Source organism: Corynebacterium sp. MSK035 (assembly GCF_030232615.1).
Classification (GTDB): Bacteria; Actinomycetota; Actinomycetes; order Mycobacteriales; family Mycobacteriaceae; genus Corynebacterium; species Corynebacterium jeikeium_D.
On sequence record NZ_JASPJP010000002.1, the window covers coordinates 68,143 to 81,823 of the forward strand.

The window sequence follows — 13,681 nt, forward strand, 5'->3', positions numbered from 1 at the left end:
TGCTTAGCGACGGCGCTTGCGAGCCGCCTTCCGACGCTGCGCTCGGTTGCCCTCAGACTCTTGATCCACGCGCTGCTGCTCTGCACTGCCGTCCTCGCTGGGGCCGGAGTAAGTCATCTGCTGATTTTGCTCAGCAGCTTCCGTTGGCAGAGCTGGAGCCTGGTTCTCCTGCCCCTCGGCGTTTTCCACTGCGGGCATAACCTGCTTACGGATCAGGAACAACTGACGAACCGATTCTTCCTTGATGCCGTCCATCATCGCGGTGAACATGTCGTAGCCCTCACGCTGGTACTCCACCAGCGGGTCAGCCTGGGCCATGGCGCGCAAGCCAATGCCCTCCTTGAGGTAGTCCATCTCGTAGAGGTGCTCGCGCCACTTCTGGTCCATGACGTTCAGGATGGTGAAGCGCTCGATGTTGCGCATCTGGTCGTCGCCGCCAATTGCGGAGACCGCATCCTCAAGCTGGTCGTAGCTGGCCGAGATGTCCGTGTGCAGAGCCTTGGACAGCTCATCGGCCGAGAGGTCACCCGGGGTACCGAAGTCAGAGCCATCAATAAGCTCTTGTGCCGTAAACGTCGGGCTGTAGAGCTGCTCTAGGGCATTCCACAGCTCGTCGAGGTCCCAATCCTCCACGTAACCGTCAGCGGTGGCACCGTTGACATACGCATCGACGACGTCGTCCTGCATGTCACGGACCTGAGTCTTCAAATCCTCACCTTCGAGGATGCGACGGCGCTCAGCGTAGATGACCTTACGCTGCTGGTTCATAACCTCGTCATACTTCAGAACATTCTTACGGATTTCGAAGTTCTGGCTTTCCACCTGAGCCTGAACGCTCTTAATGGAGTTGGAGACAACCTTGGAGTCAATAGGAACGTCATCCGGGACATTCAGAGTGTTCATCAGCGCTTCCATGCGCTGACCGTTGAAGCGAACCATGAGATCATCGCGCATGGACAGGTAAAAGCGGGTAACGCCCGGGTCACCCTGACGACCGGTACGACCACGCAACTGATTATCAATACGGCGCGACTCATGGCGCTCAGTGCCCAGGACGTAGAGGCCACCGGCCTCACGTACCTTGTCAGCTTCTTCCTTCGACTGCTGACGAACACGCTCAATCTCAGCGTCCCACGCCTCTTCGTATTCTTCCGGAGTTTCCACCGGGTCCAGACCACGAGAGCGCAGATTCAGGTCAGCGATGATGTCCGGGTTACCGCCCAGCACGATGTCAGTACCACGACCGGCCATGTTAGTTGCCACGGTAACGCCTCCGAGCCGACCCGCCACTGCGACAATCTCAGCTTCCTTCTCGTGGTGCTTAGCGTTCAGCACAGAGTGAGGAATACCTTCGCGCTGCAGGAGCTTGGAAAGGTACTCGGATTTCTCGACTGACGTCGTGCCAACGAGAACTGGCTGGCCCTTTTCATGGCATTCGCGGATGTCCTCGACAACAGCGGCGAACTTTGCCTCCTGCGTCTTGTAAATCAGGTCGGGCAGATCCTCACGCTGCTTCGGGCGATTCGGCGGGATCGCCATGACGTTCAGCTTGTAAATCTGGTGCAGCTCAGCCGCTTCGGTCTCAGCCGTACCGGTCATACCGGACAGCTTGTCGTAGAGGCGGAAGTAGTTCTGGAGCGTAACGGTTGCCAGCGTCTGGTTCTCGTTTTTAATCTCCACCCCTTCCTTGGCCTCAATTGCCTGGTGCATGCCCTCGTTATAGCGACGGCCTGCCAGCACACGACCGGTGAACTCATCGACAATGAGGATCTCACCATTACGAATAATGTAATCCTTGTCGCGGGTGAACAGTTCCTTGGCCTTCAGGGCATTGTTCAGGTAACTGACCAGCGAAGAGTTTTCCGGAGCATACAGGTTGGCAATGCCCAGCTGATCCTCAACGAATTCAACACCCTCTTCACGAATACCGATGGTGCGCTTACGCTCATCGACTTCGTAGTGAATGTCGCGCTTCATACGCGGCACGATCTTGGAGAACGCCAGGTACCAGTGCGGATCGCCATCTGCCGGACCGGAAATAATTAATGGGGTACGGGCCTCGTCAATCAGAATCGAGTCAACCTCATCGACGATGGCGAAGTGGTGCCCACGCTGCACCAAATCGTCGAGCGAATGCGCCATGTTATCGCGCAGGTAGTCAAAGCCGAACTCGTTGTTCGTGCCGTAGGTGATGTCGGCAGCATAGGCCTTGCGACGCTGGTCCGGACTGAGCTCAGAGAGAATCACGGAAGTCTCAAGCCCCAGGAAGCGGTGGACTCGACCCATCCACTCCGCGTCACGCTTAGCCAGGTAGTCATTAACCGTAACGACATGAACACCCTTGCCTGCCAACGCATTGAGGTATGCGGGCAGCACACAGGTCAGGGTCTTACCTTCACCAGTACCCATCTCGGCAACGTTGCCGAAGTGCAGTGCCGCACCGCCCATAACCTGGACGCGGTAGTGCTTCTGCCCCAGCACGCGCCAGGATGCCTCGCGCGCCGTGGCGAAAGCATCCAGAAGCAAATCGTCTACATCGGCACCGTCAGCCAGCTGCTTCTTAAACTCCTCGGTCTTGGCACGGAGTTCATCGTCTGAAAGAGCTGCGTACTCGTCTTCCTTGGCGATGACCTGATCTGCAATATTGCCAAGCCTCTTGACAGCGCGGCCTTCACCAATGCGGAGCAACTTGCTGAGCGAAAACACTAAATTGGGACCTTTCCGGCCGATTCACGTCGAACTTTAATGTGCAACGGTTGATTATACGACGAACCCGCCTTCCCTTCTAAGAGAAGACGGGCTCATGTGAGCAATTACTTACCAATACACAGCTCTGCGCGGTATTGCGTGCTCTTTTTGGTGAAGACTTATTTCTCGTCTTCGTCTGCCAGCTCAATCAGACCGTAGTCGTATGCGTGACGACGGTAGACCACGGACGGACGAGAGGTTGCCTCGTTAACGAAGAGGTAGAAGTCGTGACCGACGAGCTCCATCTCAGACAGAGCATCTTCCACCGTCATCGGAGTTGCGGAGTGCTGCTTGGTACGCACAACCTGGCCCGGGGTCACGTCCTCAACCAGATCCTCGTACGGATCAGCCTTTTCCGGAGCCGCTGCCTCAGCCTCTGCAACCAGCGAAGCAGTTGCCTCGCCGACGGACATCGGTGCACGGTGGCCAGAACGGCTAATCTTGCGGCGAGCCTTCACCTTACGCAGGGAGCGCTCCATCTTGCCCAGAGCAGACTCCAGTGCAGCGTAGAAGCTATCTTCCTTCGCTTCCGCACGAGCCAGGTGCCCCTTGCCAGTAGCGGTGATCTGAATACGGTCAGAGCGGTCTGCACGGCGCGGATTCGGCTCGTGCTGGAGCTCCACGTGGAAGAAGGTCAAAGTCGGGTCGAGGCGCTCAATCTTCGCCAGCTTCGCCTTAACACGATCTGCGAAGTGCTCTGGAACCTCAACATTGCGCCCGGTGATGGTCACCTGAGCGTTCGGGCTGAGTACCTCGTTGTTGTCAGCAGGTGTGGACACTTGCTACCTACCTCCCGGTATGGCCACCGCCCTTCCGTGAGCGGGATTACTCACGGCGTCTACGGTGACGAGTCTTTCTGCACCCCCAGGATACAGTTCCGGGGGTAACCAATGCCACGTTCCCCTCGTTTATTTTTCGCTTGCCGACGACACCCCTGCGTCTACGCCCGGGCGAGCACCAACACCATGTCGATGCGAATCCCCAATGACGCTGCCACCAACTCGGTTTCCGCTGCAGTGGCACCAGTGGTGGCCACATCATCAACCAGAATTACTGTCGCCTGCGCACAGCGTTGTCGCAGCTTGTCGCTAATTCCGCGCTTGAATTCCGTCTGCGGCACAATGTGGCCAGAAAGATTTCGTCTGCGTTGAGAAGCCCCAAGCTCCGCGGAATCCCGCGTGCGCCCACCAATGCGCACCAGGGGCAATACCGAGCTGGAGGGCAGCTGGCTGCAGGCAAAATCGCAGGCAATCGTTACCGGATCCCCACCCCGTTGTCGACGGGATGACGATCTTGTCGGCGCGGGAATCAAAATGACGGGGGTAATTTCCGGGGGCATTATATGGCCATCAGAGGCCAGCCTTCGTACCGCAGCGGCGAACACGGCCCCCATGATTCGTCTGGCTTCACCACTGCCCCGTTCTTTGGCCGACAAAATGAGATGTCTCCTCGCACCCGAGTACGGACCGCAGGTCCACGCTGCTGCGCGTAACGCAGCCCGCGGTGAAAACCGCACTGGAGGTTGCTGAAGATCGTCCTTGCAACCGCGACACAGCGCCCCGGAGCAGCCGCACACCGGACAGGTTTCCGGTATCACGAGGCCGATCGCATCGCGGGTAACGTCGTAAAGCGCGCGCAGAAATTCCTGCGATGACCTACCCTGCGCCATTAATCCCCTCCCCGATTTGCGCTTATTCCACAGACACCGGAGCCATTCGACCGCGCGCACCCGGAACCTGGCGCCAGAACTGCTGCTGCCCCTCGCTGGAGATCAGCTCCATGACACCGGTGGCATCCAACGCGTAACGCTTCGACGAGGTCGCGGTAACCACAGGAATTGGCGGTGTCAGGTTGAGCTTCGGCAGAACGGAGCTGGTCGCACCGTCCGGGAAGGCACTCCACATCGGGGTGTCTCCGCTGTAACCGCCCACCGTGACCGTTTGATTCGGCGACCACGTCAGCGACACCGGGGAAACGTTTTCAGGGAGCGGCAGAGCACGCGGGTGCGTCAACTTCCACGGTTTATCGTCATGCCTTTCGATGGTGGCGATATAGACTTCACCAGCGATAATCATCGCTACCTGCGTGCCTGAAGAATCGACGCGGAATTCAGAAATACCGGCGCTCGGGCGCCCCGTGCCTGCGCCGCCGTCAAGAAGGTGATTGAGCTCAGAGGTATCAACCTCCTCCTGCTGAATCCGAGATGACGTCGACTGCCGAACCAGGCGTACGACGGTTGTACCGTCCTTCACTGTCCAGACCGCCTCGGCGTCTGGAGACCATGTCGGACGGGTGAGACTCTCGCCAGTCAGCACAGGAACCGGCTGATCTTGTATTCCGCCGAGCATCAATGTGGACTCCCCGAGGTCATACGACCCAGCACGACCATCCACGGCCGAGCGGAACACGGCGGCAATGAGCTCGCTGCCATTGGGGTTGGTGCCCACTGCCGCGGAGAACACCGCGGTGCTGCCGCTGGCGGTCCAGCCGCGTCCCACAGGTGTGGCGTGGCCGTCAGCGATCTCGTAGATACCGCTGCGGTCGACCGTCCGTAACGGTGCGTTATCAGCCGGTAGATGATTCGGGTCGTAGAGCTGGATTGTGTCGGTGTCCTTCGTCCACGGCTCGTCGTGGCTGGCAACTAGTGGTTCGCCGTCGGCCATGAGGATCCACGGACCACGGAAATCTGCCGAGTCGAGAGTCCAGATAATCTGCGCCGCGAGCATGACACGCAGTTCCTCGGAAACATCACCCAACCCGGTGATTTCGACCCTGCGACCGTCCGCGTTGGACACAGGTCCTGCTTCCACCGCAATCGAGGCATTGGGCTTTAGCACGGTAGTGACGCCCGGTCGCAGCGGTGCTGATGGTCCGTTCTTCAGCTTTGTCAACAGATTGGTCGCGCCATCGGTGACGCCACGATAGAGCCAACGACGATCTGTGACCAAATGATTACCCGCCGGATCGAGGAAATAGATATTGCGAGGCACATTGTTTTCCAGGAATGCCTGACGCTCCATGACAACTCCGTCGGGCAGCGAGGAAATGCGCCACTGCCCATCCGAACCGAGCTTCATCTCCACGGTTTCCTCATAGTCACCGGACTGGGGCTCATACGCACCATCAGTACCGAATTGACCAACGCTGCGACCTCGGGCAACGAAGGACTGTCGCGATCCTCCATCTTCCCTCTGGGCGATGAGGTTGACACCGTCGAGAATGCGGGCGCTATCTTGCGGTTTCCAACTGGCCGCAAGTTCCGGGGTCATGAAGGCACGCATAGCTTGAAAATCATCAACCGGATGCGCGGCCGCGGCGAAAAAGTCGCGCAGGACAATGTCTGCATTGACATTCGGACGTGGCTGCGGAACTTCAATACGAACTTGGGGCGGCTCAAACGGACGCAGCACCTGGGGGCTGGTGTTCCGCGGAATGGTGGTACATCCTGCGGCCGTGCCCAAAATAATCACTGAGCTAAGCGCCACTGTCTTACGCAGGACGCGACGAGCCTTTGACTGTTGCTGCGCCGTCATTTAACTATCCTCCTCTCGTGCCTGTTGGGATTCGCTATCGCTAGTCGGCTGCCCCTTACCCTGATCCTGGCTCTTGGCTTGCGGTGCATTCGATTCCGATTCCAACTCCCGTGCACCAATTTCCCGCTGGTGCGGAATCTGATCGGGCAGCGGGGGAACTTCCAGTCCGAGCGGATGCTCGCCGAAGCTCGCATCGGGCTCCAGTGGCACAGTCAGGCGGAAACAGCTACCGACCGTCGGCACGCCAAATGCCTCCAGTTCCCCACCGTGCAATTGTGCGTCCTCGCGCGCGATTGCCAGGCCAAGTCCGGTCCCGCCGGTGCGTCGGACACGCGAGGGGTCAGCGCGCCAGAACCGGTTAAACACCAGTTCCTGCTGTTCCGGCTTTAGCCCCACACCGTGGTCAACTACCGTAAACGAAACCGCGGAATCGCTCGCCCGCACTGTGACATCCACCGGATTGCCCTCACTGTGGTCAACAGCGTTGGCCATAAGATTGCGTAGCACGCGCTCGATACGACGCGAGTCGACTGTTGCCATTACCGGTTCATCGGGCAGATGGAAGCGGATGGGCGTACCGGTCTCCTTAGCCACGACCGTTACCTGCTGATAGGCAGCATCCACGCAGCGACGGACATCGACCTTTTCTGCGGATAGGTCTGCAACGCCGGCATCGTGGCGTGAGACCTCAAGCAGGTCATTGAGAAGCATCTCAAAACGCTCAAGCTCCTCATTCATCAGCTCAGCTGCGCGGCGAGTCGCCGGATCGAGGTCCTCAGCGCCGTCAGCAATAAGGTCGGCGGCCATACGCACCGTGGTCAGAGGTGTCCTCAACTCATGCGAGACATCGGAGGTGAACTGTCGCTGCAGACTGCCGTATTCCTCCAGCTGTCTAATCTGCGTCGACAGCGATTCGGCCATCTTGTTAAAGCTCATGGCCAGTCGCGCCATGTCATCTTCACCCTGCACGACCATGCGTTCGCGCAAGTGGCCGTCGGCAAAGCGCTGGGCAATCTGGGCGGCGGAACGCACTGGTGTCGTCACCTGATTGGAGAAGAACCAAGTAATACCGCCGAGAAGCGCCATGATGATTACTGTCGCACCTGCGAGCAGACCACGAACCAACTTAATAGTCGATTCCTCAGCAGCCATAGAGGTGACCAGATAGAGCTCGAGCCCATCAACCGAAGTAGAAGTGGGACTACCGATAATTAACGCCGAGTACGTGTCGCCGCGGTTATCAGTGACTTGGCGTACCTGATACGCAATTTGCCCTTGTCGGACTACTTCATGCAATCGTTCTGGGACATCAGCCTTAATCGGTGATGAAGCCAACACCGTGCCTCGCGGCACCGGCGCCACGAGCAGTGGTTCATAACTTGTCAGTGGTGCAGCACCGGAACCGGCTGCACGGTTCACAAGAGCATCGCGTCCCACGTTGAGCAGAGCTTGCAGCTCGTTGGACGAAGAGTTCTCAATCGCCCGCTCCACCACTGCGCGAGCACGGTCAATTTCCTCGTCGGCAGCGGTAACCTTTGCGTCGATAAGCCGCTGGGTAACAATAGTCGCCAGCGCGAAACCGAGTACCGCAATCACCATCGCGCTCAGTACCACCACAGAGGTCAGAATGCGCGCTTGGATAGACGTGCGCCAGAGCGTAACCGCCCAGGTCACTCCCCTATTGGTGAAGTCTCGAAGCTTCGTTATTAATCGACGCAAGAATCGGCTCCCACTAAAGCTGACTGGCCTTGTTTAGTCACCCGTCTTGTACCCGACACCGCGGACGGTCAGCACAATCTGGGGGTTCTCCGGATCCAGTTCAATCTTCGAGCGCAGACGCTGAACGTGAACGTTGACGAGTCGAGTATCCGAGGTGTGCTGATATCCCCAGACCTTTTCCAACAACTCATCACGGGAAAAGACCTGCTTCGGACGGGATGCAAGAGTGTGCAATAGGTCAAACTCCAACGGGGTCAGAGAAATCTCCTTGCCATCGCGAAACACTGCGTGACCGGGCACGTCGATGGTCAAGTCGCCGACCTCGAGGGTCTCGCTCGGGCTGTCCTCCTGACGACGCAGCCGAGCGCGCACACGCGCCACGAGTTCCTTCGGCTTAAAGGGCTTCGTGACATAGTCATCCGCACCGGATTCCAGGCCGAGGACCACATCGACCGTGTCGGTCTTCGCAGTCAACATGATGATCGGCACCGCCGATGTCTCTCGCACAGTGCGACAGACATCGACACCACTCATGCCCGGCAACATGAGATCCAGCAGAATCAAATCTGGGTTCTCCCGCTCTGCTGCCTTGACAGCTTCGAGGCCATCGTCGACTACTACTGTGTCGAAGCCCTCGCGCTCCATCACCATCGTGAGCATTTCGGCGATGGCCGGATCATCATCAACAACCAGGATTTTTGAGCTCATGCGTCATATTCTAAACGTAAAGCTATCTAGTTCTGTAGTTTCCCGTTGAGGTGGCTAGCGCAGGCGTGCACTAATCCATTCCACAAGGCGGTCCGCCCCATCGTCCCCCGTAAGCATCAGCCATGGTGACTGCCACGAGCCTTCCGCGAACTTCTGGTACGCCGCTAGTGTGCGCTCCTGCAAACCCGAGTCCTTTTCGTAGGCATCCCTCGTTCGCTGCACATCAGAGGCTTCCCGCTTGCGTGCGCGGTCGGCTGCCACTCCCACCGACGTGGCCAGACAGACCTGAACGTCGGGAAGCGGAAGTTGGAAATCTCCGAATTCGGTCTTCTCAATCCACCCGACGATCGCCGGATCCTGTGTGCGCGCCAGGGAGTATGCCGCGTTGGACGCGACGTAGCGATCGATAATCAGAACATCGTTCTCGCGCGCTGCATCAACAATCGCTTCACGACGTTCTTTGCGGTCCAGAGCGAACAGGAGTGCCATTGCCCAAGCGGAGTCCGCGGTGTCGCCGAGCTGACCGTGCAAGGCTTGATCGGCGAAATCAGCGAAGATTGTCTGCCGGTACGCCGGAAAGGTCATCGAAGAAACGGAGTATCCTTGACTTCGGAGTTGATTGGTAACAGCTGTGACAAGCGTGTTCTTGCCAGCACCGTCGATTCCTTCGACTGCGATAATCAAATTCTTCTCCTCGCACACATGGCTGCGGCCTAGCCTTGGCTAGAACTAGTAGCGGTAGTGCTCTGGCTTATACGGGCCCTCGACGTCAACGCCGATGTATTCGGCCTGTTCCTTGGACAGTCGGGTGAGCTCACCGCCGAGTGCCTCGACGTGAATGCGAGCGACCTTCTCATCCAGAATCTTCGGCAGACGGTGGACAGTGTTGTCGTACTTATCACCGTTGCAGTAGAGCTCAATCTGCGCGATTGTCTGGTCGGCGAAGGAGGTCGACATTACGAAGGACGGGTGTCCGGTGGCATTACCCAGGTTGAGCAGGCGCCCCTCGGAAAGCACAATCAGAGAGCGTTCCTCGCCGTCAGCATGCGGGAAGATGTACTCGGTGACCTGCGGCTTGATCTCCACACGACGGACATCATCGCGGTGGTGCAGGCTATGCATGTCGATCTCGTTGTCGAAGTGGCCGATGTTGCCCAGCAGCGCGTGGTTCTTCATCTGCTGCATGTGCTCGAAAGTGATGACGTCCTTGTTGCCTGTGGCGGTGATGACAATGTCGACATCTGCGATGACGCTCTCAGTAGCGACGACGTCGAAACCGTCCATCAATGCCTGCAATGCGTTAATCGGGTCGGCCTCGGTGACCTGAACGCGAGCGCCCTGCCCCGCCAGCGCCTCCGCGCAGCCCTTACCCACATCGCCGTAACCGCAAACCAGCACATTCTTGCCGCCAACCAGCATGTCGGTACCGCGGTTAATGCCGTCCAGAAGGCTGTGGCGGGTGCCGTACTTGTTATCGAACTTGGACTTGGTGACGGCATCGTTGACGTTCATGGCCGGGAATGGCAGCACGCCCTGCTCTGCGAAGTGGTAGAGGCGGTGGACACCAGTGGTGGTCTCCTCTGTGACACCCTTGACCGACTTTGCAATTCGGTGCCAACGGCCGGCATCCTTCTCCAAGCTGGCGCGAAGCATGTCCTTGAAGGCAATAAACTCGTCCGAATCCGACTCTTCTGCAGGCGGCACCAGGCCAGCATCCTCGAATTCCATACCCTTAATGACAGCCATGGTGGCGTCGCCGCCGTCGTCCAGAATCATGTTGGCATCTTCATCGCCCCAGTCAAAGATGCGGTCGAGGCACCACCAGTACTCCTCCAGCGTCTCGCCCTTCCAAGCGAAAACCGGAACACCCTGCGGATCCTCCGGAGTGCCGTTTCGCCCAACGACGACAGCCGCAGCGGCCTCATCCTGAGTGGAGAAGATGTTGCACGAGGCCCAGCGGACCTCTGCGCCCAGCGCCGTCAAGGTCTCGATGAGCACTGCGGTTTGAACCGTCATGTGAATGGAGCCGGAAATACGGGCACCGGCCAGTGGCTGCTGCTCTGCGTACTCTTCGCGCAGCGCCATTAGGCCTGGCATCTCGTGCTCAGCCAGACGAATCTGGTGACGACCGGCCTCAGCCAGGGAGAGGTCTGCAACCTTGAAATCAATGTTCTTCGAGGACATGTAACGCTTTCTCTAGATTCTTTGACGTGAGATTCTTCTTAAAGAATCAGTACTGGGGACGCGAGAATTACTCTACCGCTTCGACGCAGTTTTCCAGCGCCGCCTGGTCAGACTCACTGAGTTCCCCCAGAAGACTATCGAACACCTCGGAGGCGATAGCCAACGCATCCTCCTCGCTGCCGTGTGCCTCCGAGATTCCCTTCCGAATGAAGCTGTAGTCCTCCACAATGTCACCGCCGCTAAATGGCGCACCATTCCAAATTGCAATAATCACAGCCGCCGCGAGTGCGCATGCTTTCTCATCGCTACTTTCGGAATCCACCCCAATGCGGCCAGCATCAATCAATGCACCAACGCGATCCTGCGAGTCGAGATCCTGAACCTCATCGAACAGTTCAATGACCGAATCGCTACCAAAAACCTCAGTCTCCCAGATGGACATGATAGGTGGCCACGCTCCTTTCGCGCTTCGAACCAATTGCCAGTTTTCGTCTTCGACGAGCGCTTTCCAAAGAGCGCTTTTCGACGAGCCCACGGTAATCTGGCCGCCGACCAAATAGCTGTCGTCTGCACGCGCCGCTAGCCGGAAAACCGCATGTGGCCTTACCGAAGTTCTACCCGACTTTTCGCCACTTTTACAGTGCGAGAGACTTATTTAATCCCCTCAACACAATTTTCACCCTAGAGAGAAGATAACGGGCATGTTAAGTTAGTTCCCAGACCTCGTAATGCAACTGTTATCTTTTTCGTTACAGGGCGACCTCACGCATGACACGAAAGGAGTACCTACCATGGTGAAGAAGGCTTTTGGAGCTCTTCTGCTCGCAGCCCTTCCCCTGAGCGTTTCGCTCGTTGGCTGCTCCGATAGCAATGCTGCCGAGGGGGCGAATCCGGAAAATGCCGGCTCTCAGTCGAAAATGGAGACCTCTGCTCCGCTGCCTCCAGTTCCTAGTGATGCCGAGCTGCAGCAGAGCACTGAATCGAATTCAGATTCCTCGCTGACTGAGACGACTGGCAGTCTGGTACCTCGTCCGACCACGCCATCGAGCAGCGAGATTGTAAAGGATCCGTACCTGCCACCGCAGGCGTATATCCCGCCGACTTCCACAAGCTCAAGTACGACAACTCCGACGTCGACGACATCAACACCTCCGACGACCACGGAGACCACAGAGCCCACGTCTGACGACGTTTCTTCGCCGACGCCCAGCAAGCCGGTGCCACTGCTACCGGAAGATAACTCGGAAAAGCCGAACGACAGTCTTCCGGAAGGCGACGGTGACGCAGCAGCTGAGCCGAAGCCGCCTTCATCGCAGGCGCAGTCTCAGTCGGGTACGCAAACCACAACTCCGTCCGAGACTCCTCAGAAAACTCCTTCGAACGAGCCAACGTCCCCGAAGGGGCCGACACCTCCGAACAACCAGGCCCCTTCGAAGGAGAAGGACACCGCTGGCGGCAATGGGGCTAGCAATAGCAAGATTTCCCCAATCCCGGAAAAGCCAAAGGACTCCGGATTCCTGGGAAATCTCTTCGATAACGACGAGGACTAACCCACCCGCGGGACGGTCGCGACAAAGACGGTTGCCCCGTCTTGGCGCGCAGTCAGCTCAATATCGGCTGCGTCGACAGCCGGAACCCAGGCCGCATGGCCGCTGGGAACCTCAACCACGGAGTCGTCGTGACGCAACGTAACCGTGCCCGCTGTAGACAGCACAACCGTGGCGGAATCTTCGTCGAGCAGAACATGTTCGCCCGGCTCCAGGTCCCGCGAACGAAGGCGGAACTCGCGCACCGGCGCGTCATAGTCATTCCAGCCATCATCGGTCAGCCGCGACTGCAGCACCGGATCTGGCAGCGGGCGGAAAGAGAGCACGCGCAGTAGCTCTACGACATCGACATGCTTAGAGGTCAGGCCTCCGCGCAGCACGTTGTCGGAGTTGGCCATGATTTCCACGCCCATGCCATTGAGGTAAGCATGCAGCTGTCCCGCACCAAGGTAGATGGCTTCGCCCGGCTGTAAGCGAAGGCGATTAAGCAGCATCGAGCCCAGGACTCCCGGGTCCCCCGGATACTTTCGAGCCAGTTCGCAGGTGGTCTCGGCTACTCGCGAGAACTCCTCGTCCTCGCCACTGTAATCCGCGCACTTGGCAGCCACGGCTTCGACCAGCTCATCGAGGACATCCTGGGGCAACGTCAACCACGTTGTAAACAATGCCCGCAGAGCGCTCTCGTCATCGGCGGCATCGAGCAGTCCCATGTAGTGGTCGAACTCCGGTACCGCCAGCGCCGCGAGCAACTCCTTCGTGCGCTCCACCGGGCGGAATCCGGCCAACGCGTCGAAGGTAGTCAGGGCGACAATGAGTTCTGGCTTGTGGTTATTGTCCCGGTAATTGCGGAAATGTGCAGTGGCCGGAATGCCCTCCGCATTTTCGCGTGCAAATCCCTCCTGAGCTTCTGCCAAGGTGGGGTGTGCCTGCAGCGACAGCGGCTCATCGGCTGCGAGCAGTTTCAACAGGAACGGCAGCCTGCCGTTGTCGGTGTCAATTGCGCATCCGAGCGCAGCCGCCGGATCCTGCGCAATGAGCTCATCCAGCGGCGTGCCGGCTACGGTGGCCGATGCCAGTGCATGCGCACCAAACCACAGTTCCGCCCAGGGCTTCGATGTGGGAGCGTCCGCACCGGTGATTCTCGCCAAATGTGTACGAGACCCCCAGGGGTACGACTGCAGCACGGGGTCCAACAGCTCCATGCCCGTATCACTCCTCTAATAGTCACTACTGGCGCAAGCA

General features: G+C 58.4%; 11 protein-coding genes. 1 reads left to right on the forward strand and 10 read right to left on the reverse strand.

What is annotated here, in order from left to right; all coding sequences use genetic code 11:
- Positions 1-3: 3 nt before the first annotated feature.
- The 9 genes from secA to QP978_RS01680 all read right to left on the reverse strand — a co-directional run bounded on the left by secA (position 4) and on the right by QP978_RS01680 (position 11,334).
- Positions 4-2,706: a preprotein translocase subunit SecA gene (secA, locus tag QP978_RS01640; RefSeq protein WP_049193304.1), complete on the reverse strand. Its 2,703-nt coding sequence runs from the start codon at positions 2,704-2,706 to the stop codon at positions 4-6.
- Positions 2,707-2,867: 161 nt separating this feature from the next.
- Positions 2,868-3,527 carry a ribosome hibernation-promoting factor, HPF/YfiA family gene (hpf, locus tag QP978_RS01645; RefSeq protein ID WP_016422210.1) on the reverse strand — a complete coding sequence of 220 codons (660 nt, stop codon included), beginning with the start codon at positions 3,525-3,527 and terminating at the stop codon, positions 2,868-2,870.
- 161 nt (positions 3,528-3,688) lie between these two features.
- On the reverse strand, positions 3,689-4,087 hold the full coding sequence (locus QP978_RS01650) for a hypothetical protein (protein WP_210384523.1): 399 nt from the start codon (positions 4,085-4,087) through the stop codon (positions 3,689-3,691).
- A 352-nt stretch (positions 4,088-4,439) separates the two neighbouring features.
- Positions 4,440-6,281 carry an LpqB family beta-propeller domain-containing protein gene (locus QP978_RS01655; RefSeq protein WP_284856764.1) on the reverse strand — a complete coding sequence of 614 codons (1,842 nt, stop codon included), beginning with the start codon at positions 6,279-6,281 and terminating at the stop codon, positions 4,440-4,442.
- On the reverse strand, positions 6,282-7,955 hold the full coding sequence (gene mtrB / locus QP978_RS01660) for an MtrAB system histidine kinase MtrB (RefSeq protein WP_284856765.1): 1,674 nt from the start codon (positions 7,953-7,955) through the stop codon (positions 6,282-6,284).
- A 78-nt stretch (positions 7,956-8,033) separates the two neighbouring features.
- On the reverse strand, positions 8,034-8,708 hold the full coding sequence (gene mtrA / locus QP978_RS01665; protein WP_016422206.1) for an MtrAB system response regulator MtrA: 675 nt from the start codon (positions 8,706-8,708) through the stop codon (positions 8,034-8,036).
- A 54-nt stretch (positions 8,709-8,762) separates the two neighbouring features.
- A complete protein-coding gene (locus tag QP978_RS01670) occupies positions 8,763-9,410 on the reverse strand; it encodes a dTMP kinase (RefSeq protein WP_284856766.1) in 648 nt (215 codons plus the stop codon).
- A 27-nt stretch (positions 9,411-9,437) separates the two neighbouring features.
- The gene (ahcY, locus tag QP978_RS01675) at positions 9,438-10,892 is read right to left on the reverse strand and encodes an adenosylhomocysteinase (RefSeq protein WP_049172800.1); all 1,455 of its coding nucleotides are present in this window, start codon (positions 10,890-10,892) and stop codon (positions 9,438-9,440) included.
- 67 nt (positions 10,893-10,959) lie between these two features.
- On the reverse strand, positions 10,960-11,334 hold the full coding sequence (locus tag QP978_RS01680; RefSeq protein ID WP_048731664.1) for a DUF4259 domain-containing protein: 375 nt from the start codon (positions 11,332-11,334) through the stop codon (positions 10,960-10,962).
- Positions 11,335-11,683: 349 nt separating this feature from the next.
- Between QP978_RS01680 and QP978_RS01685 the strand changes: the two genes are divergently transcribed.
- A complete protein-coding gene (locus tag QP978_RS01685) occupies positions 11,684-12,442 on the forward strand; it encodes a hypothetical protein (protein ID WP_284856767.1) in 759 nt (252 codons plus the stop codon).
- Here QP978_RS01685 and manA read toward each other — a convergent pair.
- Entirely contained in the window at positions 12,439-13,641 is a 1,203-nt protein-coding gene (manA, locus tag QP978_RS01690; RefSeq protein ID WP_048731660.1) for a mannose-6-phosphate isomerase, class I, read from the reverse strand. The genes QP978_RS01685 and manA overlap by 4 nt on opposite strands.
- Positions 13,642-13,681 lie beyond the last annotated feature (40 nt).